At 37.5% G+C, this 25,941-nt stretch carries 29 protein-coding genes; 27 read left to right on the top strand and 2 right to left on the bottom strand.

Features of this window, described 5'->3' with window-relative positions:
* The first annotated feature begins 25 nt into the window (after window positions 1–25).
* From AS180_RS01595 to AS180_RS01585, 3 genes are all read left to right on the top strand, one after another.
* A complete protein-coding gene (locus AS180_RS01595) occupies window positions 26–631 on the top strand; it encodes a genetic competence negative regulator (RefSeq protein WP_061784716.1) in 606 nt (201 codons plus the stop codon).
* Between the two features lie 312 nt (window positions 632–943).
* Window positions 944–2,212: a Glu/Leu/Phe/Val family dehydrogenase gene (locus AS180_RS01590; RefSeq protein ID WP_175384180.1), complete on the top strand. Its 1,269-nt coding sequence runs from the start codon at window positions 944–946 to the stop codon at window positions 2,210–2,212.
* Window positions 2,213–2,370: 158 nt separating this feature from the next.
* Entirely contained in the window at window positions 2,371–3,339 is a 969-nt protein-coding gene (locus tag AS180_RS01585; protein ID WP_025908363.1) for a YpdA family putative bacillithiol disulfide reductase, read from the top strand.
* A gap of 30 nt (window positions 3,340–3,369) precedes the next feature.
* On the opposite strand, the gene AS180_RS01580 is transcribed toward AS180_RS01585, so the two are convergent.
* A complete protein-coding gene (locus AS180_RS01580; protein WP_025908364.1) occupies window positions 3,370–4,341 on the bottom strand; it encodes an asparaginase in 972 nt (323 codons plus the stop codon).
* Window positions 4,342–4,470: 129 nt separating this feature from the next.
* Here AS180_RS01580 and prsW point away from each other — a divergent pair, with 129 nt between their 5' ends.
* The 11 genes from prsW (at window position 4,471) to AS180_RS22070 (ending at window position 14,374) form a co-directional block, all read left to right on the top strand.
* On the top strand, window positions 4,471–5,121 hold the full coding sequence (prsW, locus tag AS180_RS01575) for a glutamic-type intramembrane protease PrsW (RefSeq protein WP_025908365.1): 651 nt from the start codon (window positions 4,471–4,473) through the stop codon (window positions 5,119–5,121).
* Window positions 5,122–5,264: 143 nt separating this feature from the next.
* Complete coding sequence (sleB, locus tag AS180_RS01570) at window positions 5,265–6,374, top strand: spore cortex-lytic enzyme (RefSeq protein ID WP_025908366.1); 1,110 nt, start codon at window positions 5,265–5,267, stop codon at window positions 6,372–6,374.
* A 14-nt stretch (window positions 6,375–6,388) separates the two neighbouring features.
* Window positions 6,389–7,738 (top strand): germination protein YpeB, encoded by a 1,350-nt coding sequence (gene ypeB, locus AS180_RS01565; RefSeq protein ID WP_025908367.1) that lies wholly within the window; start codon window positions 6,389–6,391, stop codon window positions 7,736–7,738.
* 359 nt (window positions 7,739–8,097) lie between these two features.
* On the top strand, window positions 8,098–8,748 hold the full coding sequence (locus AS180_RS01560; RefSeq protein ID WP_025908368.1) for a flagellar brake protein: 651 nt from the start codon (window positions 8,098–8,100) through the stop codon (window positions 8,746–8,748).
* 69 nt (window positions 8,749–8,817) lie between these two features.
* The gene (locus AS180_RS23065; protein WP_160169862.1) at window positions 8,818–8,994 is read left to right on the top strand and encodes a YpfB family protein; all 177 of its coding nucleotides are present in this window, start codon (window positions 8,818–8,820) and stop codon (window positions 8,992–8,994) included.
* Window positions 8,995–9,114: 120 nt separating this feature from the next.
* Complete coding sequence (cmk, locus tag AS180_RS01555; RefSeq protein ID WP_025908369.1) at window positions 9,115–9,795, top strand: (d)CMP kinase; 681 nt, start codon at window positions 9,115–9,117, stop codon at window positions 9,793–9,795.
* Window positions 9,792–10,373 (top strand): lysophospholipid acyltransferase family protein, encoded by a 582-nt coding sequence (locus AS180_RS01550; RefSeq protein ID WP_062686256.1) that lies wholly within the window; start codon window positions 9,792–9,794, stop codon window positions 10,371–10,373. Before cmk ends, AS180_RS01550 begins: the two co-directional genes overlap by 4 nt.
* A gap of 162 nt (window positions 10,374–10,535) precedes the next feature.
* Window positions 10,536–11,672: a 30S ribosomal protein S1 gene (gene rpsA, locus AS180_RS01545; protein WP_062686254.1), complete on the top strand. Its 1,137-nt coding sequence runs from the start codon at window positions 10,536–10,538 to the stop codon at window positions 11,670–11,672.
* Between the two features lie 12 nt (window positions 11,673–11,684).
* Window positions 11,685–12,734 (top strand): type 2 isopentenyl-diphosphate Delta-isomerase, encoded by a 1,050-nt coding sequence (gene fni / locus AS180_RS01540; protein ID WP_025908372.1) that lies wholly within the window; start codon window positions 11,685–11,687, stop codon window positions 12,732–12,734.
* A 167-nt stretch (window positions 12,735–12,901) separates the two neighbouring features.
* The gene (locus AS180_RS01535; RefSeq protein ID WP_062686252.1) at window positions 12,902–14,110 is read left to right on the top strand and encodes an MFS transporter; all 1,209 of its coding nucleotides are present in this window, start codon (window positions 12,902–12,904) and stop codon (window positions 14,108–14,110) included.
* 114 nt (window positions 14,111–14,224) lie between these two features.
* A complete protein-coding gene (locus AS180_RS22070; protein ID WP_156413419.1) occupies window positions 14,225–14,374 on the top strand; it encodes a hypothetical protein in 150 nt (49 codons plus the stop codon).
* Between the two features lie 49 nt (window positions 14,375–14,423).
* Here AS180_RS22070 and AS180_RS21360 read toward each other — a convergent pair whose 3' ends face one another.
* On the bottom strand, window positions 14,424–14,561 hold the full coding sequence (locus AS180_RS21360) for a YpzI family protein (protein ID WP_064484030.1): 138 nt from the start codon (window positions 14,559–14,561) through the stop codon (window positions 14,424–14,426).
* Between the two features lie 119 nt (window positions 14,562–14,680).
* Between AS180_RS21360 and AS180_RS01530 the strand changes: the two genes are divergently transcribed.
* The 13 genes from AS180_RS01530 to ndk all read left to right on the top strand — a co-directional run bounded on the left by AS180_RS01530 (window position 14,681) and on the right by ndk (window position 25,829).
* Window positions 14,681–15,298, top strand: coding sequence for a YphA family membrane protein (locus AS180_RS01530; protein ID WP_025908374.1), 618 nt, complete (start codon window positions 14,681–14,683; stop codon window positions 15,296–15,298).
* A 251-nt stretch (window positions 15,299–15,549) separates the two neighbouring features.
* Window positions 15,550–16,860: a ribosome biogenesis GTPase Der gene (gene der / locus AS180_RS01525; protein ID WP_025908375.1), complete on the top strand. Its 1,311-nt coding sequence runs from the start codon at window positions 15,550–15,552 to the stop codon at window positions 16,858–16,860.
* 17 nt (window positions 16,861–16,877) lie between these two features.
* Window positions 16,878–17,918: an NAD(P)H-dependent glycerol-3-phosphate dehydrogenase gene (locus AS180_RS01520; RefSeq protein ID WP_025908376.1), complete on the top strand. Its 1,041-nt coding sequence runs from the start codon at window positions 16,878–16,880 to the stop codon at window positions 17,916–17,918.
* 247 nt (window positions 17,919–18,165) lie between these two features.
* Window positions 18,166–18,372: a DUF2768 domain-containing protein gene (locus tag AS180_RS01515; protein ID WP_025908377.1), complete on the top strand. Its 207-nt coding sequence runs from the start codon at window positions 18,166–18,168 to the stop codon at window positions 18,370–18,372.
* Between the two features lie 24 nt (window positions 18,373–18,396).
* On the top strand, window positions 18,397–19,122 hold the full coding sequence (locus AS180_RS01510; RefSeq protein WP_062686250.1) for a hypothetical protein: 726 nt from the start codon (window positions 18,397–18,399) through the stop codon (window positions 19,120–19,122).
* A 228-nt stretch (window positions 19,123–19,350) separates the two neighbouring features.
* Entirely contained in the window at window positions 19,351–20,829 is a 1,479-nt protein-coding gene (spoIVA, locus tag AS180_RS01505) for a stage IV sporulation protein A (RefSeq protein ID WP_025908379.1), read from the top strand.
* 426 nt (window positions 20,830–21,255) lie between these two features.
* A complete protein-coding gene (gene hbs, locus AS180_RS01500; protein WP_025908380.1) occupies window positions 21,256–21,528 on the top strand; it encodes a non-specific DNA-binding protein Hbs in 273 nt (90 codons plus the stop codon).
* 148 nt (window positions 21,529–21,676) lie between these two features.
* Complete coding sequence (gene folE / locus AS180_RS01495) at window positions 21,677–22,243, top strand: GTP cyclohydrolase I FolE (protein ID WP_025908381.1); 567 nt, start codon at window positions 21,677–21,679, stop codon at window positions 22,241–22,243.
* Between the two features lie 24 nt (window positions 22,244–22,267).
* Complete coding sequence (gene mtrB / locus AS180_RS01490; RefSeq protein WP_025908382.1) at window positions 22,268–22,498, top strand: trp RNA-binding attenuation protein MtrB; 231 nt, start codon at window positions 22,268–22,270, stop codon at window positions 22,496–22,498.
* Window positions 22,499–22,718: 220 nt separating this feature from the next.
* Window positions 22,719–23,513 carry a heptaprenyl diphosphate synthase component 1 gene (locus AS180_RS01485; RefSeq protein WP_226372911.1) on the top strand — a complete coding sequence of 265 codons (795 nt, stop codon included), beginning with the start codon at window positions 22,719–22,721 and terminating at the stop codon, window positions 23,511–23,513.
* Window position 23,514: 1 nt separating this feature from the next.
* Window positions 23,515–24,222, top strand: coding sequence for a demethylmenaquinone methyltransferase (locus tag AS180_RS01480; protein ID WP_025908384.1), 708 nt, complete (start codon window positions 23,515–23,517; stop codon window positions 24,220–24,222).
* A gap of 81 nt (window positions 24,223–24,303) precedes the next feature.
* Window positions 24,304–25,269: a heptaprenyl diphosphate synthase component II gene (gene hepT / locus AS180_RS01475; protein ID WP_025908385.1), complete on the top strand. Its 966-nt coding sequence runs from the start codon at window positions 24,304–24,306 to the stop codon at window positions 25,267–25,269.
* Window positions 25,270–25,379: 110 nt separating this feature from the next.
* A complete protein-coding gene (gene ndk / locus AS180_RS01470; protein WP_025908386.1) occupies window positions 25,380–25,829 on the top strand; it encodes a nucleoside-diphosphate kinase in 450 nt (149 codons plus the stop codon).
* Window positions 25,830–25,941 lie beyond the last annotated feature (112 nt).

Here is a 25,941-nt window from a genome sequence, read left to right as displayed (position 1 = left end):
TGAGTGCAAGCGGGGAGGGACGCAAATGAGACTTGAGCGTTTAAATTATAATAAGTTAAAAGTCTTTGTCACGTACGATGATTTAAAAGAGCGAGGGCTCACAAAAGAAGATTTGTGGACTGATACATTTAAGGTTAAACAGCTGTTTCGTGAGATGATTGAGCAGGCGTCCAAAGAATTAAATTTTGAACCGACAAGCTCGCTTTCAGTAGAGATTTTTTCCCTTCAAGCTCAGGGGATGGTCGTGTTTGTGACGAAACAAGATAGTCAAGATGAAATGGAAATTATTGATGAACATGAAGATATGTACGAAGAATTTATCGAGATGCAAGTGATGTTGGATGAAAGTCACGATTTATTTTTTGAATTTCAAACGTTTGAAGACGTTATTCAATTGGCAAAACGAATTAATCAATATTATGATATTGAAACTATTCTCTATTCGTTTGAAAATCGGTTTTATGTATTAGTAGGAGAAGAAAAACTGACGATGAAAGAGATCGGGAATATTATAGCGTTGTTAGCGGAATATGGAAGTCCCTCTACAATTACGAAACATCGGGTACAGGAGTATGGAAAGCAGTTAATTCATAATCAAGCTCTTTCGTACATTGCAGATACTTTTTCATAAACTTAGAGCTAAGGTACATTCAAATGTAACAGCTCCTTTTGTTGCTGTGGGTGTTACGTAAACCTACGGCAATAAAGGGAGTTTTTTTGGGATTCATCCCACGCAATTCTATAAGAAATGCTAAAAATTATGAGGATTACACAATTGATTGGAAGCGTTTTCGTTTTGTCCTACAAAATATCATAAAACTTTCATATTTCCCTTTGCATAGCAAAAGTAAGGGTGTATACTATGTCATGAAAGATGCACCAAATTAATGAATTACTAATTTTTTGATCCACTTTAGGAGGTTTACAGATGGTAGCCGACAAAATGCAAGAGAGCAAAAGCAATCGACAAGAACAGAAAAATGATGTGTTAAAATCCACTCAAACGGTCATACATAAGGCGTTGGAGAAATTGGGCTATCCTGAGGAAGTATATGAATTGTTAAAAGAACCGCTTCGCATGATGACAGTGAAAATTCCTGTCAAAATGGATGATGGTTCGGTTAAAATCTTTACAGGTTATCGCGCTCAGCATAACGATGCTGTTGGCCCCACAAAAGGTGGAATTCGCTTTCATCCAAACGTAACCGAAAAAGAAGTAAAAGCTCTTTCTATTTGGATGAGCTTGAAATGTGGAATTGTAGATTTACCTTATGGCGGGGGGAAAGGCGGAATTGTGTGTGACCCTCGTAATATGTCATTTGGAGAATTAGAAAAGTTAAGTCGTGGATATGTAAGAGCAATTAGTCAAATTGTAGGTCCAACAAAAGATATCCCAGCACCAGACGTATTTACGAATTCGCAAATTATGGCCTGGATGATGGATGAATATAGTCGAATTGATGAATTTAATTCACCAGGTTTTATCACAGGTAAACCGCTTGTATTAGGAGGTTCTCACGGACGTGAAACAGCAACAGCTAAAGGGGTTACAATCTGTATAAGAGAAGCGGCTAAAAAACGTGGAATTGATTTAAAAGGTGCAAGAGTCGTGGTGCAAGGGTTTGGAAATGCTGGAAGCTTTTTAGCGAAATTTATGCATGATGCAGGTGCTAAAATTATCGGTATTTCAGATGCATATGGTGCTTTGCATGACGAGAACGGTTTAGATATTGACTATCTATTAGATCGACGAGATAGTTTTGGTACGGTAACAAAGTTATTTAATACAACAATTAGTAACAAAGAATTATTAGAGCTGGATTGTGATATTCTTGTTCCAGCAGCAATTGAAAACCAAATTACAGAAGAAAATGCTGATAAGATTCGAGCAAGTATTGTTGTGGAAGCAGCAAATGGCCCAACTACGTTAGAAGCAACCCGTATTCTGTCTGAGCGTGGCATCTTGCTTGTGCCTGATGTATTAGCTAGTGCTGGAGGCGTTACGGTTTCTTACTTTGAATGGGTTCAAAACAACCAAGGGTATTATTGGACAGAAGAAGAAGTAGAAGAAAAGCTAGAAAAAGTAATGGTTAAATCATTCAATACTATTTACGAAACGTCGACAACGCGTAAGGTAGATATGCGCTTGGCTGCTTATATGGTAGGCGTGCGCAAAATGGCGGAAGCATCACGTTTTAGAGGCTGGATTTAATAAGTAGAAAGATTTGCGTATTTATAGAAAATCTCCTATCATAAGATAGGAGATTTTTTTGTGCGTAAAGATAATTAATTTAGTTAGTAGGAAAGAATGGAGTTGGAAAAGAGCTTGGTATAACGCTAAAGTTCGTTGGAAGTAAAGGAGTGAGCAGTTTGAAAAAAGAAACAGCAATTATTATCGGAGGGGGACCCTGTGGACTTTCTGCAGCTTTGGAATTGCAGGCGGTCGGCATCAATGCTCTTATAATTGAGAAGGGGAATATTGTAAATGCTATTTATAATTACCCTACCCATCAAACGTTTTTTAGTTCGAGTGAGAAGTTAGAGATTGGAAGTGTTCCGTTTATTACAGAAAACAGAAAACCTGTGCGAAATCAAGCTCTTGCGTATTATCGTGAAGTAGTCAAACGCAAAAATCTACGAATTCACTCATTTGAACTTGTAACACATGTACACAAGAACAACCAAGGACAGTTTGTTGTCACCACCTCAAAGGGTGAATACGAAGCAGAGCATGTTATTGTTGCAACTGGCTATTATGATTCACCAAACTATATGAGCGTTCCTGGTGAAAATCTACCGAAAGTCCATCATTATTTTAAAGAGGGGCATCCATACTTTAATCAAGATGTGGTTGTCATTGGCGGAAAAAACTCTAGTGTGGATGCAGCATTGGAACTAGTAAAGGCGGACGCTCGCGTGACGGTAATTTACCGAGGATCAGAGTATTCAAAGAGCGTAAAACCTTGGATTTTACCAGAGTTTGAAGCCTTGGTTCGAAACGGCACCATCGAAATGATTTTTGATGCAGTTGTAACTCGTATTGATGAGCATACGGTAACGTATTCAAATGGAAAAGAAGAAATTACAATTCCAAACGATTTTGTCTTTGCGATGACCGGTTACCATCCAGATCATTCATTCTTAGAGAAAATGGGCATTGAGATTGATTTTGAATCAGGTCGTCCGCTGTTTGACCCTGATACAATGGAAACGAATGTGCAAGGTATTTTTATTGCGGGAGTAATTGCAGCAGGAAATAATGCAAATGAAATTTTTATTGAAAATGGGCGTTTTCATGGAAGACAAATTGCTGAATATTTAGCAAGTAGACAAACATAAAGGTATTGTGCCTTTATGGTTGTCTTTTTATTAATTATGAAAGATCTCTTGGATTTCTTCTTGGTTTGAAGAGCTTTGAAGAGCAACTAACAGTTTAATTCGGGCTTTTTGGCCGTTTAGTCCATTTGAGAAGATCATGCCTAATTCTTTTAAATGTTTTCCTCCACCTTCGTATCCATATACATCTTGTGCAATCCCATTAAAGCAACGAGATACCAATACAATTGGAATGTTTTTATCCAATAGTTGCTGTAAACCCTGTAAGGTGCGTGGAGGTAAGTTTCCTTGACCAAGAGCTTCAATAATCAAGCCATCAATATGGAAAGATGCCAGTGATTGAAAAAGTTGTTCATCCATACCCGCATAAGCCTTCAGTAAAACAACCTGCTTGTCAATGTTATCTACAGGGTAAAATTCGTGCTCTGTTGGCATATGATGAAAAGATATTTCTTGCTTTGTCACAATACCAATTGGTCCGTATTGAGGGCTTTGAAAGGTAGCTACATTACTTGTATGTGTTTTAGTCACATTCTTAGCTGTGTGAATTTCATCGTTCATGACAACGAGAACGCCTTTTCCTTTAGCTGCATCACTTGAAGCAACGCGAACTGCAGAAATAAAATTATAAGGCCCGTCTGATCCAATTTCATTGCTAGAGCGCATGGCACCTGTTAATACAATTGGAATATCTGTTTTAGTTGTTAAGTCCAGGAAGTAAGCAGTTTCTTCAAGCGTGTCAGTACCATGTGTAATCACGACGCCATCAATTTGATCGGTCTCAATCTTTTGCTCAATTTTTTTTGCTAACGTAAGCATTTCTTTTGGTGTAATATGGGGCGAAGGTAAATGAAACGCTTCTTCAACAATTACATTTGCTAAGCTAGCGATGGAAGGTGTTGAGTGTTGCAAAGGATTATGATCATCAGGTTTTACTGATCCAGTTTGAGCATCTTCTTTCATTGAAATAGTTCCACCAGTGTGAATGATATAAAGAGTTTTCATAATGACATCCTTTCGTTATCAAATTGTTAAAAGTCTTTGCTACTTTCAATTAGGTAGTAGATAAATGATTTTCTTTCTAACAATAACATGATACGATGGAAAAAAACAGATGAAAAGAGGCGCTGCTTTATGTTGGCTATTTTATCTGCAGGTATTGCGCCTGGACTAGCTTTACTGAGCTTTTTTTATTTAAAAGATGAGTATGAAACTGAACCCATTTCAATGGTCTTAAAAACTTTCATTTTTGGCGCGATGCTTGTGTTGCCGATTATGTTTATCCAATATGTGCTTCAAGAAGAAAATTTACTTCATTCCCCTTTTGTAGAAGCGTTCGTTTCCACTAGTTTCTTGGAAGAATTTTTTAAATGGTTTATTTTATTTTTTACAGTATATCAACACATTGAGTTTGATGAGCATTATGATGGCATTGTATACGGTGTTTCTGTTTCGTTAGGATTTGCTACTGTTGAGAATATTTTTTACTTGTTTGCTAACGGTTTAGAATCAGCAATTGGTCGAGCGATTCTACCGGTTTCTAGCCATGCCTTATTTGGAGTTATTATGGGTTATTACTTAGGAAAAGCAAAATTTTCAAAAGGAAATGAAAAAATAAAATGGACGCTCTATTCAATCGGCACACCATTTTTATTACATGGTATTTATGATTATATTATTATCACCATGGATAATTGGATTTTTATTATTATTCCATTTATGATTTATTTATGGTGGTTGGGATTACGCAAAGTAAAGCAAGCGAAAAAAGTGTTTATTGCCTAATAAAAAGACGTAGCTTCTTCATAAGAAAGCTACTTTTTTTTTGTTTATTTGAGCAAATTTCTCCTAGCCTGTATAAAAAAACATCCTTTACAAAAAATACTCTTATCATCTTATCACTTACATACGATGTAGGAGGTTATGGAATGTTTTTAATGGGACGAATTACAAAGTATATTTGTTCAGCTTGCGTATGTTCTTTATTAGCAATAACAATGATTAATCCCCAATCTTCATCAGCATTTACCAATCAAGTCATTCAACAGGGTGCAGTAGGGGAAGACGTTATTGAATTGCAGTCTCGCTTACAGTACATCGGCTTTTATAATGGGAAAATTGACGGTGTTTTTGGATGGAGTACGTACTGGGCACTTCGAAATTTCCAGTATGAGTTTGGTATAAAAAAGGTTGATGGATTAGCCGGAGCCCAAACCAAACAAAAGTTAGCAGACGTAACGAAATACTATGAGTATCATGTAAAGACTGAGTTGAAAAAAGGAAATAAATTTACCCATTACGGTGGAGTTCCAATTGATAAACAAAAAGGTTCTTCAGCAAAGTCTAGTCAGAACAATGTACAAAAAAATGCAAAATCACAATCCAAAAGTCAGCAACAACAGCCGACAGGTCAACAGTCACGAGGACAGCAGCAATCAGAAGGTAGAAATAATAATCAAGCTACTCCTCAACAAAATCAAACTAACAAAGCTGCTACTAATGGAGGCAGTGAACAACAGCCGACAGGTCAACAGTCACGAGGACAGCAGCAATCAGAAGGTAAAAATAATAATCAAGCTACTCCTCAACAAAATCAAACTAACAAAGCTGCTACTAATGGAGGCAGTGAACAACAGCAAGAAAAAGCGCAAAAGCCAACAGCTTTAAATGTTCCAAATGGATTTTCACAAAATGATATACAGCTAATGGCTAATGCTGTATATGGAGAAGCGCGAGGCGAGCCGTATAACGGACAGGTAGCGGTAGCAGCTGTTATTTTAAACCGAGTTAACAGTCCAACATTTCCAAACACAGTAGCAGGCGTTATCTTTGAACCGAGAGCCTTTACTGCTGTAGCAGACGGACAAATTTGGCTAGAACCAGATGAAACGGCAAAAAAAGCTGTATTGGACGCAATTAACGGCTGGGATCCAACTGGTAATGCAATGTATTACTTTAATCCAGATACAGCAACTAGCGCATGGATTTGGTCACGACCGCAAATTAAACAAATCGGTAAACACATTTTCTGTAATTAAGAGAGGTGATAATAATGATTCGAACAATTTTAATTACAATTTTAGCAGTTGGTGTGGTAGGAGTCGGATATTGGGGGTATACAGAGCATCAAGAAAAAGATGCTGTTTTATTACAAGCCGAAAATACGTATCAACGAGCGTTTCATGATTTATCGTACGAGCTTGATTTATTAAATGATAAAATCGGCGGGACATTAGCGATGAGTTCTCGAGATCAATTATCGCCAGCGCTTGCAGAAGTATGGCGTTTAACTTCAGAAGCGCATAGCAATGTAGGACAATTGCCATTAGCGCTGTTACCTTTTAATAAAACGGAAGAGTTCTTATCCGATATTGGCGATTTTGCATACGAGGTAGCTGTTAGAGATCTCGGTAAATCACCGCTTACAGATAAAGAGTATAAGACATTGAACGCTCTGTATGAGAAGTCATCTGAAATTCAGAACGAAATGCGTACAGTTCAGCATTTGGTTATTGACAATAATTTAAGATGGATGGATGTAGAGCTAGCTTTAGCAACAAAAGAAAAGCAGGGTGACAATACCATTATTGATGGCTTGAAAACTGTCGAAAAGAGCATGGATTCCTATGCTGAATCAGACTTAGGTATTACAAATACATCAAACGAAGACGAGAAAAAAGCATTTGGCCAGCTTAAAGGTCGTGAAGTAGATGAAAGAGTTGCCAAAGAAGTAGCACGATCGTTTTTAGATTTAAAAGGAAAAGAAGAAATGCACATTGCGGAAAGTGGTAAGGGGGCTAATTATCCTTTTTACAGCTTAACAATTAAAGACCCTTCAACAAAGAAAGAGATTTATATGGATATTACGAAAAAAGGTGGATATCCGATTTGGGTATTAGAAAACAGAGACGTCAAAAAACAAAATATTAGCCTAAACGAAGCAATGGAAAAAGCCAATAAATTTTTAAAAGATCATCGCTTTGAAAGCCTTGTAATGTCTGAAAGCGCTCAGTACGATAATCTTGGTGTCTTTACATTTGTTGAAGAAACTGAAAGTGGAGTGCGTATTTATCCCGATGCTGTAAAGATGAAAATGGCGTTGGATGATGGAACGGTAGCTGGCTTCTCAGCAAAAGAGTTTTTATTACGACATCGTACACGGGAGATTCCTGAACCAACGATTACAAAAGAAGAAGCTAAATCAAAATTAAATCCAAACCTTAAAGTGATGGAAGATCGCTTAGCCATTATTGAAAACGACTTACAGGAAGAAGTATTGTGTTACGAATTTCTTGGTACAATTAATGACGATACGTATCGAATCTTTGTAAATGCAAAAACAGGATTTGAAGAAAAAGTAGATAAATTACAAAACGCTGAACCAATCTATGACGAAGTTTAATCGAAAGAGGCTGGGACATAAGTAATTCAGCTAATGATAAACCTGAACGATTGAGAGTTTCTCACTTTTAATCGTTCAGGTTTTTTGTTGATTGTGAAAACAATGTTGGAAACAGGGTGGAATGGAGCGTAGCGCAATGGAACGAACGTGTTGAGACAAACCAAAAAGATTGGAACAGCTAGTGTTCGTCTTTTAGAAGCAATCATTTTGTTATGTCCCAAACTCTTTTTATTTTATATAAGGAATCATGTTATTTATTGGAGGTTAAATGAGTATATAGGGCTAAAAATATGTTTATAAATTAAGTATATTTTACTATTTTTAATAGTAGGAATACTAATGAAATTGGGGGCTTTTATATGATTAAAGTTGGAATGCCGCTTAACTTAGAAAGTGAAGAAGATCAAATCACCTATCGATGTAAAGTGGTTGATTGTACAGAACACAAACTGATAATTGATTATCCATTTAACGAAAAGACCAAAAAAACAGCTTTCCTAATGAAGGGAACAAAATTAAACGCCATGTTCGTAGGGGAAGATAAAGCCGTTTATGGATTCTCAACAGAAGTAAAAGATCGAGCAATTAAAGATATACCTGTTATTGAATTAGACTATCCGGGAGACGATTCTTTAGAAGCTGTACAGAGAAGAAATTTCTTTCGAGTTCCCGTAACGCTAACGGTAGTTATGGAGAAATATGGTGAAGCGAAAAACTCCTTGCAGAGCTTTACGAGAGACTTAAGTGCCGGAGGGGTTTGTATTAACCTGTCTGAAAGAAGTGATTTTAAAGTGAATGAAGAAGTTAAGGTAGGCTTATTACTAAAGCATGAAGAGGAAGAGGTAACTCTTGAACTGCAAGGTAAGCTTGTTCGTGTTGAACAGCCAATTAACGAACAGCAAGGGCAGCTATCCGTAGAGTTTTTGAGTCCAAATATAAAAGCAAAACAGCTACTAATGCGCTATACGTTAAAGCGTCAGCTCGAGTTAAGAAGAAAGGGATTGTTATAAAGTAAGTATAAATTAAACCTGTTCGTTCCAAACTAGTATGTAAATACAATAATGGAATGAGAGATTAACATGAAGCGGATTGAAAGCTTATTAGTGAAGTTTGTTATTGTTCAGTTCTTCTTTTTGTTTGCTGCTCAGGCTCTTTTATTTTACAGCGAACATACAACCTATTTTTCAAAGGTTATACAGTATGAAGGAGTAGCAAAAAATAATTTCAACAAAATTATTGAAACGTTCGACCAGTAAAGCAGCGATATGATAAAATAGAAACAATGATTAAAAAAGCAGGGGGCAACCTGCTCTTTTTTTTCGTGTAAAAAGAAATTAATGAAAAATATGTTCTTGTTAGCACGTCAAGGAGGATTTATGGAAAAGCGAATTTCAATTGCTATTGATGGACCTGCTGCAGCTGGGAAAAGTACAGTAGCAAAGATTATAGCAGAAAATTTATCATATATTTATGTAGACACAGGTGCGATGTATCGTGCCCTTACGTATCAAGCCCAGCAGCAAGGGGTTAAATTAGAAAGCGAAGAAGCGTTACTTCGTTTATTAAATGAAACAGAGATTGAACTTAAACCTTCTGAAAATGGACAGATTGTTAGTGTGAATGGTAAAGAAGTAACCAACGAGATCCGTTCAGCAGAGGTGACAAATTCAGTATCAATCGTTGCTAAACACCGATCAGTGCGTGAAGAAATGGTCGTTCGACAGCAGAAGTTAGCTCAAAATGGAGGCGTTGTAATGGATGGGCGTGACATTGGTACGCACGTCCTTCCTCATGCAGAAGTGAAAATCTTTTTACTTGCATCAGTGGAAGAGCGAGCTCAGCGTCGTCATGAAGAGAACGTGAGAAAAGGTTTCCCATCTAATCTAGAACAGCATAAAATTGACATTGCTCGTCGAGATAAAATTGATTCAGAGCGTGAAGTCGCGCCTTTGAAAAAAGCAGATGATGCAATTGAAATTGATACAACAGCATTGTCAATTGAAGGTGTCGTTGAAAAAATACTTTCTATTATACATGAAAGGGTTGGAATGCTGTGAGCTTTTATACATTTGCACGTTCAGTAGTACGCGGTATATTAAAACCTGTTTATCGTTATGAAGTAATTGGTACAGAGAATATCCCATCAGAAGGTGGGGTATTGCTGTGCTCAAATCATATTGATAACCTTGATCCCCCTACCGTAGGGATTACATGCCCTCGTCCGATTTCGTTCATGGCCAAAGCAGAGTTGTTTGATGCACCCATCTTAAAAACCATTTTACCTAAATTAGAAACATTTCCAGTAAAGCGCGGCGTGGGAGATCGTGAAGCTCTGCGAAAAGGATTAGGAATTCTAAAAGAAGGAAAAGTGCTTGGCCTTTTCCCTGAAGGAACAAGAAGTAAAGACGGTAAACTAAAAAAAGGGTTAGCGGGAGTAGGTTTTTTTGCACTGCGTTCTACAGCTGATGTTGTACCGTGTGCAATTATTGGTCCATATAAAGCATTTTCTAAAGTGAAAGTAGTGTATGGAAAGCCATTAGATATGTCAGAGTTTAGAGAACGCCGTGCATCTGCTGATGAAGTGACGGAAGCAATTATGAGTGAAATTGCTAAATTGATTGAAAAATACCAATAGTTAATAAGCTTTTCGCTTGACAAAAGATTCTATTTATTAGAAGTTAGTAACAAAGAGAGTTTTTTCTATACAAAAATAGATACAAGGATATATAGTGATAAGAGCTTCGCTGCTTTTTATCTGAAAATATATTGCTGCTAGATATTGAAGGAGGAAAAGACGATGGTAGAAGATATGAATCAAGTAGAAGTAAAAGCATTAGAAGTTGGCGAAACTGTAACTGGAACTGTAACGAAAGTTGAAGATAAGCAAGTTCTAGTTGAAGTTGCCAACAGCAAGCTAGATGGTGTTATTCCAATCAGTGAATTATCAAGTTTACATATTGAAAAAGCAAGTGATGTAATTAAAAAAGATACAGAGATTCAAGCAAAGGTAATTAAAGTTGAAGAAGAGCTATTAGTCTTGTCTAAGAAAGCAGTCGATGCAGAAAAAGCTTGGGATGATTTAGAAGAAAAACTAAGCACAGGCGAAGTGTTTGAAGCTGTTGTAAAGGAAGTTGTTAAAGGTGGATTAGTAGCAGACATTGGTGTGCGAGGATTTATCCCTGCATCTTTAGTTGAAGCGCATTTTGTTGATGACTTTGCTAGCTATCAAGACCAAACGTTAACGGTTAAAGTCGTAGAACTCAATCGTGAAAAAAATCGTATTATCCTATCACACCGTGCTGTTGTTGAAGAAGAAAACGCGCAAAAGAAACAAACAGCTCTTAGTTCTTTAGCGGAAGGTCAAGTACTGGAAGGAACAGTGCAGCGCTTAACAGACTTTGGAGCTTTTGTTGATGTTGGAGGCGTTGATGGTCTTGTTCACATCTCTCAACTTTCACACGAGCGAGTAGAAAAGCCTTCTGATGTAGTAAAAGAAGGAGATAGCGTAAAGGTAAAAGTACTATCAGTTGATAAAGGAAACGGACGTATTTCTTTATCAATTAAAGATACGCTTGAGGGACCATGGGACAATATTTCTTCAAAGCTTAAACAAGGTGATGTAGTCGATGGAACTGTTCGCCGATTAGTATCGTTTGGAGCTTTTGTCGAGGTATTACCTGGTGTAGAAGGGCTTGTACACATTTCTCACATTTCTCACAAACATATTGGTACTCCTCATGAAGTATTAACTGAAGGAGAAAAGGTTACAGTAAAGGTATTAGATGTGAGCGAAAGCGAACGTCGAATTTCATTAAGCATTCGTGACCTTGAGGAAGAAGGGCCGGTGGATTATGGTGACTACAATATTCAAGAAGAATCAAAAGGTTTTCAGTTAGGCGACATGATTGGAGATCAATTAAAAAAACTAAAATAATGGTGATGTTTGGTGAGTAGAGCGAAACGAAAAATCGATCACATTCATCATGCGATTCAAACCGGACAACATCGCTTACACGGACTCGACGACATTCAGTTTGTGCATAACAGCTTGCCAGATAAAAGTGTAAAAGATGTCCAGTTAAATACAAAGATTGGCGAACTTTCACTGAGTTCGCCAATTTTTATCAATGCAATGACTGGAGGCGGCGGGTTAGAGACGGAAGAAATTAACCGTTCTCTAGCACGAGTTTCTAGCGCTTGTAATTTAGCGATGGCTGTAGGTTCACAGATGGCTGCGATTAAAAACGAAGAAGAAGAAAAAACATATCGAGTAGTAAGGCAAGAAAACCCAACTGGAATCATCCTTGCTAACCTTGGAAGCGAAGCGACAGTGGATCAGGCAAAGCGGGCTGTTGATATGCTTGAAGCCAATGGGATGCAAATCCACTTGAACGTAATTCAAGAGCTAGTTATGCCAGAAGGAGATCGGGACTTTACGGGAGCTTTAAAGCGCATTGAACAAATTGTGAATGCCTTAGATGTACCTGTTATAGCAAAAGAAGTAGGTTTTGGGATGAGCGCTGCGGCAGCGACTAAACTAAAAGAAGTCGGCGTGAGTATTATTGATGTTGGGGGTTACGGCGGTACGAATTTTTCGAAAATCGAAAATGAGAGGCGTGAGAATCATTTTCATTTTTTTAACGATTGGGGAATTTCAACCGCAGCATCTTTAGCAGAAGTATCACAGAGTGTAGGCGGTATTTCAATTATCGGCTCTGGAGGTATTCAAACAGCAATGGATGTAGCCAAATCGCTCGCTTTAGGTGCTTCAGCAACTGGATTAGCTGGGCGTCTACTGTCTGTTTTAATGGATTCAGGTATAGAAGCTGTTATCGAAGAAGTTTTAGAACTCCATGAAGAATTAAGGTTCATCATGGTTGCATTAGGTACTGGTTCTATTTCAGAGCTTCAGCAAGTTCCGCTTGTTATTACGGGAAAAACTTATGATTGGCTATGTCAGCGACCAGTGTCGATTGAAAAGTTTAATAATAGATAGCCAAAACAACAAAACAAGCACACGATACCGTGTGCTTGTTTTGTTGTTTTGAATCGGATTTTTACTATCATAGTAAAAAAAGCAGGCAGAAAACCTGACAACTTGGATGAAATAACAAACGTTTATTATATATAATAGTCTGAAAATACAGAAAAGTAGGTGTGGTTATGAAAAAAGGACATCCTGTACTGACCATTTTTCTATTCTTTTTAGGCTGGGTTTTTATGTATGCAGATCGCAATATTTTATCTCCGGTGATGGGAGATATTGGAGAGCAGTGGGGGCTGACAAAAACAGAGCTCGGGTTAATGGCTACGGTGTTTTTTGCCTCCTATGCAGCTATGCAGATTCCCACGGGCTTTTTAGCAGATCGTTTTGGAAGAGTGAAGGTGCTTGTTATTGGATATATCTTATTTGGGGTAGCAACCTTTTTAACTGGCTTGGCTACGACGTTCGGCATGTTTTTACTAATGCGTGCACTAACTGGCCTTGGAGAAGGTACTTATTATGGATCACAGTACGGTATCTCTTCAAGCATCACTTCAGAAAGATATCGAGGGCTTGTGTCGGCATTGATTAACAGCGGTATGGCATTTGGTATTTCACTAGGTTTTATCGGCTCATCGTATATTACATATACGCTTGATAAAGGATGGCAGTTCACTTTTTATCTTTTTGCTGTACCAACTATAATTGTAGCTATTTTAATTGCACTGTTTGTGGAAGATGGGAGAGCAAAGGAGAGTAAGGTACAAGCAAAAGAAAAAGAACCACTGCGGAAACTATTTACGAAAAACCATATTCTAGTGTACATTTTAATCTTTTGCTCACTTTACGGTTTTTTTGGAATGCTAACATGGCTACCGTATTACCTACAAAGCTCTAGGGGTCTTGAAGCTTCGGAAACAGGTATTATTGCTTCATTAGTACCTTGGGCATCTATTCCTGGAGCCATTTTCTTTGGCTATATGTCCGATCGAATTCAAAATAAAAAAGCATTGATTGTTAGTTTGTCAATTGCTGGGGCACTATGTCAATTTTTAATCCCCTACACAAATAGCTATGTTTGGCTGTTAGTTGGACTCATAGTGTATGGGCTGATTGGGAAATTAGCGTTAGATCCAATCCTCATTTCATACATTGCATCTATTACGCCATCTACAATGTATTCTAAAGTGTATGGATTCTTTAATTTTAGCGGGATGCTTTCATCTATTTTTGCACCATATATCACTGGTTATTTTGCTAATCGCTCAGGAAGCATGGAGTTAGGATTTTATCTATCAGGTGGACTTCTCTTAATTGGAGCGCTACTCTTTTTACTTACAGGACAACAGAAATCTGTTTATTCCGTTTCGAATCCTGTTTTAAAATGAAAATACGAGGCTAGGACATAAGTATTTAAGTCAATATTATATCCAAATTATTGATGGGTAACCCCTTTTATAGTTTGGCTTTTTTTAAAATTGGAAAACCAATTCAAAAAACTAATGGAATGGAGCGGCGTAGGACAAGTAAATCATGCGGAAACTAGAGGGAAGGCTGAGACCCCGCCGCAGTGCGGCGAGGAAGCTCAGACTCCTTCCCGCGGACAGCGAGTGTCTGCAGCGCAATGGAACGGACTGGTTGCTACAACTTAAATTGTTTAGAAACGTCACGATTCGTCTTTGAGAAAGAATCATCAGCCTCTTATCTTTGTCCATTGGTATCTCTCCCTTCTTCAGGGCTTTGTAAACTAGTTGCACCTGGATAATGCAAGCCTTGGTCGCGATCTGATTCAACTCGCTTTGATTTCTTTAGCTTTTTCTCTTGACGGTCTTTTCCCACAATTTTCACCTCCTTATTTAGATTCATTATAGGTTTACCGAAGTTTATGTTTCTATGCTTATGCAAAGGGTTAATTTTTGTAAAACTGATACATAATGAAGAAATAGGGAGTTGAGAAGATGGAAGGTTTTCTATTCTATTGGTTTGCTTGGATTGGATGGGTCATTTCAACATTTTTTTTGCATAAAACGTCTTTACGGTGGAAGGTGTCGATGTTGTTGTTGATAAGCATTATGCTATCAACAACGTACGTTTGGATAGGTCCATTTTTCGTTAGCTATACTTATCTTTTCTTATTAGTTATGGTGTGTGTAGATATTTCAAGGCTTAAAACTTCAAAGCAATTATACGTATTATTTATTTCACTGATTGTCATGTTTGCTTATGTAGGCTTTTGTTTGTTAGAACTGTATGATCCAGTATGGATTTTTGTGAACCGACAATGGCTGTTAACAGCTATTATTTTATATATTGGTTTTCTTCTAGTAAAAGATGATCACATGCGATGTATCGTTATTTTGCTAGGATTGTTAGGGGGAGATTTTCTATATAGCTTAATAGTCACGAATATCTCAATGCCGCATCCCGTGGGACAGCCAATGTTCCTTGACCTTGTAGCTACTGTACTAATGCTTCTTTTTATTTGGAAAGTTGTGCGGTCCCTTGCATCACAGTTCGATTGGTTGTTAGGAAAATTCCAGCGTCAAAAGCATAGTCCGGTCAAGCCTAATAATTGATTTTCTGAAAAATTTGTTGTTGTGAAGCAGCTTTTTTGATAGAATTGTTTGATTGAGAGAGTACTCTTAATTGTTGCATACATGTAAATAACATATTGACTAGTAGGCAATAATTTGAGGTCATGCATGTTTGCATGACCTCGGTTTTTGAAAATGAATGATCTTATCTATTAAAAATATTCAATTGTGAAACGAATAAGCAAAAGGTTACTATTTATACATAGAACAGATCAAAGAAAGGAAAGATTCGCATGCCAAAACCAATTATTGCGATTGTAGGCCGACCAAATGTTGGGAAGTCAACTATTTTTAATCGAATTGTAGGAGAGCGCGTATCAATTGTTGAAGATATTCCAGGCGTAACGCGCGATCGTATTTATAGCTCAGCAGAGTGGCTTAATATGGACTTTAATATCATTGATACAGGAGGAATTGATATTGGAGATGAGCCGTTTTTAGAGCAAATTAAGCAACAAGCTGAAATTGCTATTGATGAAGCGGACGTTATTATCTTTTTAACAAATGGACGAGATGGTATTACATCAGCTGATGAAGAAGTGGCAAAGATTCTATACAAATCTAAAAAACCTGTTGTATTAGCAGTTAATAAAATTGATAACCCTGAAATGAAAGAATTAATCTATGATTTCTATGCTTTAGGGTATGGAGAGCCATTCCCTATTTCAGGAACGCATGGTTTGGGCTTAGGAGACTTATTGGATGAAGTAGCTAAGCATTTCCCAAAAGATGAAGATGAAGACTATGGAGACGATGTTGTTAAGTTTTCCTTGATTGGTCGACCAAATGTTGGGAAATCATCACTTGTAAATGCTGTGCTAGGTGAGGACCGCGTTATTGTAAGTAATATTGCAGGTACGACTCGTGATGCGATTGATACAAAGTTTACAAAAGAAGAACAAGAGTATGTTGTTATTGATACAGCTGGTATGAGAAAGCGCGGTAAAGTATACGAAAGCACAGAGAAATATAGTGTGCTTCGTGCGTTACGAGCGATTGAACGTTCAGATGTTGTCTTAGTTGTATTAAACGCAGAAGAAGGAATTATTGAACAAGATAAAAAGATTGCCGGTTATGCACAAGAAGCAGGTAAGGCAGTTGTTATCGTTATCAATAAGTGGGACACAGTAGAAAAAGACGATAAGACGATGAAAAAGTTTGAAGAAAACGTTCGTGAACATTTCCAATTCCTAACGTATGCGCCAATTGTCTTTTTATCAGCGAAAACAAAAAAACGTACGCATACGCTTTTACCAGTTATTAATATGGTAAATGAAAATCATGCAATGCGTGTCGAAACAAGTATCTTAAACGATGTGATCATGGATGCAGTTGCGATGAACCCAACACCAACACATAACGGTAAACGTCTTAAAATTTATTACGCAACGCAGGTAGCGATTAAACCACCTACTTTCGTTGTGTTTGTAAATGATCCTGAACTACTTCACTTCTCTTATGAGCGTTTCTTAGAAAACAAACTGCGCGCAGCGTTTGGATTTGAAGGAACACCAATTCGAATTATTGCTCGATCACGAAAATAAAAAGGAGTGCAGATAACATGGAGAAAATTGCGGTATTAGGTGCAGGAAGCTGGGGCACAGCTTTGGGCTTTGTATTAGCGGATAATGGTCATGATGTACGTATATGGGGACATCGCCAAGAAATAATTGATGGTATTAATGAAATGCATGAAAATAAAAAATACCTTCCCGGCGTAGAGCTTCCAATGACTATGCGAGGCTACACATCATTAGAAGAAGCAATTCTTGGAGTAGAAACAGTTATTCTAGCTGTTCCAACAAAAGCAATTCGTGAAGTGTTACAAAGCCTTGGAAAGGTTGCGACCAATCCGTTAACAATTGTTCATGTTAGTAAAGGAATTGAACCAGATACGCTGCTTCGCATCTCTGAAATGATTGAACAAGAAATGGAGCCTGCTAAATTACAGGACGTAGTGGTTTTATCTGGACCAAGTCATGCAGAGGAAGTAAGTAGAAGACAGCCTACTACTGTCACTTCGTCTTCTAAGAATATGAAAGCAGCCGAAAAAGTACAAGATTTGTTTAATAATCACCAATATTTTCGCGTATACACAAACCCAGATGTAATAGGGGTAGAAATTGGTGGGGCGTTGAAGAACATTATTGCATTAGCTGCTGGAATTACTGACGGCCTTGGTTATGGTGACAATGCTAAAGCTGCACTTATGACGCGTGGATTAGCAGAAATTGCGCGACTTGGTAGTGTATTAGGTGCAAACCCACTTACGTTTTCAGGATTGACTGGAATCGGTGATTTAATCGTAACGTGTACAAGCGTACATTCAAGAAACTGGCGTGCGGGGAACATGCTAGGCAAAGGTCATAAATTGGAAGAAGTGCTAGATAATATGGGGATGGTAGTAGAAGGTGTTCGGACAACGAAAGCTGCCTACCAGCTAGCTGAAAAATATGATGTAAAAATGCCAATTACCCAAGCGTTATATGATGTGCTGTTTAATGATGTTAGTGCAAAAGCAGCTGTAGATTCTTTAATGTCTCGTACGAAAACTCATGAAATGGAAGATTTAGCGAACATTTTAGGAGAACGAAAGAACTAACTTGCAAAGAAATGTAGAAAAAGTAGGCAATTGGTGATGCGGAATCACTTGTAGGTGCATAAAATAACATGTAAATAAAGATGAGTGGAACTCTTCATGGGAATATTTAGTTGTAGCCGAAATAAAGTGCCCCCTTTATTTCGGTTTTTATTTGGAGTCAATTAATAGAATCCTTAAATTCCCTCTTTTTACACGAAATATGGACCTCCTATGCTATAATGAGAGCAAGAAGGGGAGTGGGTGAGCGGTGTCGCCAGCGTTATTAAAAATGTGGATTTCACTTGGTTCAATTGTATTTATGTTTATTTCTGTGTTTTCTATTTATTTGAGTCGTTACAAAATTAAAAATGTTATATTTAAATATGTACTCGCTTTCATTGCCTATACATTAATGATTATTGCGGGATTCATTATGGTGCTTGTTGTCTTTAGTGGACCAACACCTGGAGCATAACAAAAACTGATAGGGTGAAGTTTAATGAGAAAAATCTTACTATTTATAATTTTTTGTAGCATAACATTCTTATTATCAGCTTGCTTATACCCTGAGGCTAATCTATCTCAAAATCAGGTGCCTTATAAAGATCAGCTTGCAGCTGTGCAACAAGCGGTTGATGACTTTCAAAAAGATAGCGGAGGATTATTACCAATTAAAACAAGGGATAACAATACGCCTATTTATCAAAAGTATCCCATTGAATTTAACAAGCTCAGCCCACGCTATATGCAAGAGCCACCCGGTACAGCGTTTGAAAGCGGAGGCGTTTTTTCATATATGCTGGTGGATGTAGAGGAGAATCCAACCGTTAAATTAATAGATTTACGAATGGCTGAACAAATCAAAGAGGTAAATATTTATCTGAATCTATACAGACAAAAACATAGTGGTTATGCGCCATTTAAAGAGGTCATTGCCGATGGTGTTTTTTCTATTGACTATAAAAAATTAAATATGAAAGAGCCACCTACAGTTGTAAGTCCTTATAGCGGTCAATTACTTCCTCTTGTATTAAATGGGAAAGGTGAGCTGTTTGTAGATTATTCATCGGACTTATATGAAGTATTGCAAAAGCATAAACATACATATAAAGAAGGAGAAGATATCCGGAACCTTCTAGTTGAGCATTCTTCTTTTGTTCCGGCTTATTCATTGCCCTATACCATCGACGAAAAAACAAATGAGCCAATATTTTTAGAAAAATGAGTCATGAACCCTTTCTCGCTGAATAAAATTCAGAGAGAAGGGGTTTTCTCTTTCTTATAAGAAATTTTAGCCTAACTTGTGATTGAGTCAGCATGTGCATGAAAAAAATTATAAATTTTTCTATCGAAAGTCATATTTTAATAGGACAACGTCATAACTATATAATGTCCTAATTTACTCTCGCAATGGATGTCATATCCTATGAACTCATAGATCGGAGGGGATCTTTTGGAAAAGGTAGATGTGTTTAAGGATATCGCTGAACGTACAGGAGGCGATATATATTTAGGGGTAGTTGGTGCAGTAAGAACAGGGAAGTCAACTTTTATAAAGAAGTTTATGGAGCTAATGGTATTACCTCACATTGAAAATGAAGCAGAGCGAGCACGAACGCAAGATGAATTGCCTCAAAGTGCAGCAGGAAAAACGATTATGACAACTGAGCCCAAATTTGTTCCAAATCAAGCGGTTAGCGTACAAGTGGACGATGGGCTAGATGTTAACATAAGATTGGTAGACTGTGTAGGATATACAGTTCCAGGTGCGAAAGGTTACGAGGATGAAAATGGTCCTAGAATGATTAATACTCCTTGGTATGAAGAGCCGATTCCGTTTCATGAAGCTGCTGAAATTGGCACTCGAAAAGTAATTCAAGAGCATTCTACAATCGGTGTTGTTATTACAACAGACGGCACAATTGGAGATATTCCACGCCATGACTATCTAGAAGCGGAAGAGCGAGTAATCAATGAATTAAAAGAAGTAGGAAAGCCTTTTATCATGGTTATTAATACCGTTCAGCCTTACCACCCAGATACGGAGAAGCTAAGAGTAAATCTTAACGAGAAGTATGACATTCCAGTGTTGGCCATGAGCGTGGAAAGTATGCGTGATACAGACGTTCTAAATGTGCTAAGAGAAGCCCTATATGAATTCCCTGTGCTAGAAGTTAATGTTAACTTGCCGAGCTGGGTTATGGTATTAAAAGATAAGCATTGGTTACGTGAAAGTTACCAAGAAGCAGTTCAAGAGACGGTAAAAGATATTAAAAGATTACGCGATGTTGATCGGGTAGTGGCACAGTTTACAGAATTCGAATTCATTGAGCAAGCTCGATTAGCAGGGATTGAAATGGGGCAGGGAATTGCTGAGATTGATTTATATGCTCCGGATGACTTATATGATCAAATCTTAAAAGAGGTTGTAGGTGTTGAAATTCGTGGGCGAGACCACCTATTACAGCTTATGCAAGATTTTGTGCATGCTAAAATGGAGTATGATCAAGTATCAGATGCGCTTCGTATGGTGAAGCAAACTGGGTATGGGGTTGCAGCACCATCTTTAGCAGATATGAGCCTAGATGAGCCGGAAATTATTCGTCAAGGATCTCGTTTTGGAGTTCGCTTAAAAGCCGTTGCACCTTCAATTCACATGATTAAAGTGGATGTAGAATCTGAGTTTGCTCCAATTATCGGTACAGAAAAACAAAGTGAAGAGCTGGTCCGTTATTTAATGCAAGATTTTGAAGATGACCCACTGTCAATTTGGAATTCAGATATCTTTGGTAGATCATTAAGCTCTATTGTAAGAGAAGGTATACAAGGAAAGCTTTCGCTAATGCCGGAAAATGCACGCTACAAACTAAAAGAAACGCTAGAGCGTATTATCAACGAAGGCTCAGGTGGTTTAATTGCGATTATTTTATAACATTGATTAATAATAGACGGTTGCAGGCTCTTTTAATAAGGAGCCTTTTTCTTATGTTTAAAAGCTGAAGGCTGGAAAAATGTTGGATATTATCAAAACGAATAAAGGGTAAAAAGTATGTGAAAGAACATATGTTTCTGTTTTTTTACTATATAACGATTTTCTGCTTGCTATGCTATTAGCGATATGTTAATCTTTTAAAAGAAATCGATTGGACATACTAGTTTTGGTATGGAAGTCTCCGAGACAAAATGAAAAACGTTGAATTATTCATAACAATCGTTTATTATTAGGCTTGTTGATACATAGGTTATGTATAATATTCGTTAATTTTGTTAACAAATGAGATATCGTCGATTACTAGATTCCTTTTGTAATGGGATTTTAGTTTTTATATGATCCGATTTTTGGGAGGAGGTGAATGGCATGAACAAGACAGAATTAATCAATGCTGTTGCAGAAGCGAGTGAGCTTTCAAAAAAGGATGCTACAAAGGCAGTTGATGCTGTTTTTGATACAATCTTAGATGCTTTAAAAGACGGTGACAAAGTTCAACTAATTGGTTTTGGTAACTTTGAAGTACGTGAGCGTGCTGCACGTAAAGGTCGTAACCCTCAAACGGGTGAGGAGATTGAAATCGCTGCAAGCAAAGTTCCTGCATTCAAACCAGGTAAAGCTCTTAAAGACGCTGTAAAATAATATTTACATAAAATGTCTATTTTTATAGTCATAATACAAGAGCTTTGAAAGGTCGCATATTTTGCGACCTTTCTTTTTTGCCTTTAGTACATACATATGCTAGAATTTTTTTAACTACGTCGTAATGCAACGAATGGGAGGCTACAGGATGTCAACTGTAAATAAAGAACAAATCGAACAAGCAGTAAGGCAGATTTTAGAAGCGATTGGAGAAGATCCAAATCGAGAAGGGCTATTGGATACACCAAAGCGCGTGGCTAAAATGTATGAAGAAGTCTTTTCGGGATTGAACGAAGATCCAAACGAACATTTTAAAACTATATTTGGCGAGGAACACGAAGAGTTAGTTTTAGTAAAAGACATCAACTTTCATTCAATGTGTGAACATCACTTGGTTCCTTTCTATGGAAAGGTTCATGTTGCATATATTCCAAAAGGTGGTCGCGTAACTGGATTAAGTAAGCTTGCACGTGCAGTGGAGGCTGTCTCTAAGCGCCCACAGCTTCAAGAAAGGATTACGTCTACAGTTGCTGATTCAATCGTGGAAACCTTATCTCCTCATGGAGTCATGGTTATTGTAGAAGCTGAACATATGTGCATGACAATGCGAGGCGTTCGGAAACCAGGAGCTATGACCGTTACATCAGCGGTTCGAGGAGTATTTGAGCACGACCAAGCAGCACGCGCAGAAGTATTATCATTAATCAAGTCGTAATTGGCTAGAGATGGAGGGAAAATTATGGCACAAAAATCGAATCCGGAATACATCGTCATCAAAGCAGTGGAAGATGGTGTAAATGTTATTGGTCTAACAAGAGGTGCAGATACACGATTTCATCACTCTGAAAAGCTAGATAAAGGCGAAGTGATGATTGCTCAATTCACAGAGCATACGTCAGCAATTAAAATAAGAGGCAAAGCACTTATCCAAACGGTTCATGGTGAGGTTGAATCCGACGTTAAAAAATAAGCAGGAGTTTCCTGCTTTTATTTTTATGGTATACACGACCATTTCAAGTGAAGTGAATAACAACATGTAAAGAATGGAAAAAATAAAAATGCGATAAAATCAAATCATAACCTAGCCGTCGATTATGATTTTAAAGGTTAAATTAACCTTTAGTTATGGTATAATTGACACTATCGAATTTACTTTGGAAAAAGCAGTGACTGAAAGGGAGACAAGGGTGATGAATGTGCAAAACATCTACGATACGGTTGCAGACATGAAAAAACAAATTCATGCTGAGTTGAGTCATCCATATGTTCAAAAATTTATTCATCATCCAACTGTAGATGAAAATAAATTATTATACATATGCTCGTTTTTAACGACTCTTTCACTTGAACAGCAAAAATGGAGTCGCTGTGCGCTGTCAGTTATGCTTGTGCAAACTGCACTAGATACCCACGACCTGGTCTCTACTCAAGATGTTGATAGTGAAGGAACACAACTGCACAAGCGACAGCTAACAGTATTAGCAGGTGATTATTATAGCGGTTTGTATTACTATTACTTAGCACAAACGGGGCAAATTGACTTAATTAAGGTAATTGCTTCGTCTATTAAAGAAATTAATATTGCTAAAATCCACATCTATCATAACCAAACACAAGACGTACAGGATATGATGACGAATTTCTTTACGGTTGAATCATCGCTTATTAATTCCTTATGTGATTACTTTAATTGTCCGGAGTGGCGAGAGCTTTTAGAACATGCCTGTCGTTTAAACGCTATTTCAACCCAGCTAATAAAGTTGGCAAAACAAGAAGCCTCGATTTTATTAGACAATTATTATAAAAATGGAATGAAAAGCATTGGAATTCAAGAAGCGCTTTATGCTTCAAGTGAACCATCAATTGCTGTGGTAAAGCAATACCTAGCAGCAGGTTCACCTTTCATTAATGAGCCGTTAAAAGAGCATTTATACGAGATGATTGGCAGCTTAGAGCGTCTTAAAAATGTTGTAGGAGAAGGATAGTATGCAGCAATCAAAAGAAGAGCGTGTGCATGGAGTTTTCGAGAAAATATATAAAAATTATGATCAAATGAATTCAGTAATTAGCTTTCAGCGTCATAAAGCATGGAGAAAAGATACGATGAAGCGAATGGACGTACAGCCAGGGACAACTTCACTGGATGTATGCTGTGGAACAGCTGATTGGACATTAGCTATGGCTGAAGCTGTAGGTCCAACTGGTAAAGCTATTGGGCTTGATTTTAGTCAAAACATGCTGAAGATTGGGCATGAAAAAATGAACCAATCATCATTTTTAAATGTTGAATTATTGCATGGTAACGCAATGAATTTACCGTTTGAAGATAACTCATTTGATTATGTCACAATTGGCTTTGGTCTTCGAAATGTTCCTGACTATATGGCAGCATTGAAAGAAATGTACCGAGTAGTAAAGCCAGGTGGGAAAGTGGTATGTTTAGAAACATCTCAGCCAACCATGATTGGTTACCGACAAGCGTACCTTTTATACTTTAAATATATTATGCCTGCATTTGGGAAGCTATTTGCTAAAAGCTACGATGAATATTCATGGCTTCAAGAATCAGCGCGCGATTTCCCAGGCCCAAAAGAACTGGCTGAAATGTTTAAACAAGCAGGATTTGAAGACATTGAAGTTAAAACCTATACCGGTGGAGTAGCTGCAATGCATTTAGGGTACAAACGAGTATAGAGACAATTGTAATAAATATTAATGTGTAAAGTAGTGTAACATCGAACGATTGAAATGAATTTATAATGCTAGGTGAGTCCAATGAAATTAAAAATGATGTATACTTTTCTAAACACGGATATTGCACTAATTGAAAAAGAATTAGAGCAAAGGATTGAAACAAAAGAGGCATTAATTACAAATGCATCTCTTCACCTTTTACAGGCAGGGGGAAAAAGAATTCGCCCTGTCTTTGTTTTATTAGCCGGCAAGTTTGGCTCTTATGATGTCAATCAGATTAAGCATGTCGCAGTAGCCCTTGAGCTGATACACATGGCGTCTTTAGTTCACGACGATGTGATTGACGATGCGGATATGAGACGGGGTAAGCCAACGATTAAAGCCAAGTGGGATAATCGAATTGCTATGTATACGGGGGATTATATTTTTGCGCGTGCGCTTGAAACTATTACTAAAATTGAACAAGTGGATGCTCATAAAATCTTATCTGATACGATGGTTGAACTAACGCTAGGTGAGATTGAACAAATTAAAGATAAATATGATTTAAATCAAGACTTGCGTACGTACTTGCGTCGTATTAAGCGAAAAACAGCGTTGTTAATTGCAGCAAGCTGTCAGCTGGGGGCAATCGCGGCCGGTGCTCCAGAATCTATACATAAAAAGCTATTCCTGTTCGGTTACTATGTGGGAATGTCGTTTCAAATTACAGATGATATTTTGGATTTTACGTCTTCGGAAGAAAAGCTTGGTAAGCCGGTAGGAAGTGATTTGCTACAGGGGAACATCACACTGCCTGTTCTTTACGCATTAGAGGATCCAGATTTCCGTCTTAAAGTTGAGAGGTTATTTGTAGCAGACAATCAAACGGAGCTTATTTCCGAAATTATTACGTATATTACTTCTTCTGACGTAATTGATCGCTCTGTTAAAGTAAGTGAGCGTTACCTTGAAAAAGCCATGATGATCTTGAAAGAGTTACCAGATAATAAAGCGCGTAAAGCGTTATACCAGATTGCTAAGTACATTGGTAAAAGAAAATTTTAAAAAAATATTTTTGGTACGTTGTAAAACAACCTAAAGAGTGGTAAGATTTTCTTGAGTGTGATTACGCTTTCATTCGCTTTACATATCATAACTTCAGGGGTGGAGAGAAAATGATACAACAAACTTTTTTAATGGTCAAACCAGACGGGGTACAAAGAAGTATTGTGGGAGAGATTGTATCTCGCTTTGAAAAAAAGGGGTTTCAATTAGTAGGCGCAAAGTTAATGCACGTATCACAAGATTTGGCTGAAACACATTACGGAGAACATCGCGAAAAGCCATTTTTTAAAGAGCTAGTTGACTTTATTACATCAGGACCAGTATTTGCAATGGTATGGGAAGGGGAAAATGTCATTGCAAATGCACGTCAAATGATGGGAAAAACAAATCCTCAAGAAGCGCTTCCAGGTACAATTCGAGGAGACTATGGGCTTATTGTTGATAAAAATGTTATTCATGGTTCAGATTCTCCAGAGAGTGCCCAACGCGAAATTGCGCTGTTTTTCTCAGAGTCAGAGGTAGTATCATATAACAAACAGCTAAATAGCTTACTTTATTAAGCAGACAATTAGACAATTACCACGAAAAAAAGAGGCTGGGACATAAGTAATTCAGCTAATGATAAACCTGAACGATTGAGAGTTTCTCACTTTTAATCGTTCAGGTTTTTTG

Origin of the sequence: Priestia veravalensis (assembly GCF_001457055.1) — a bacterium.
GTDB lineage: Bacteria > Bacillota > Bacilli > Bacillales > Bacillaceae_H > Priestia > Priestia flexa.
The sequence above is the reverse complement of the archived record's forward strand: the minus strand, read 5'-3'. Positions and strand labels throughout refer to the sequence as shown.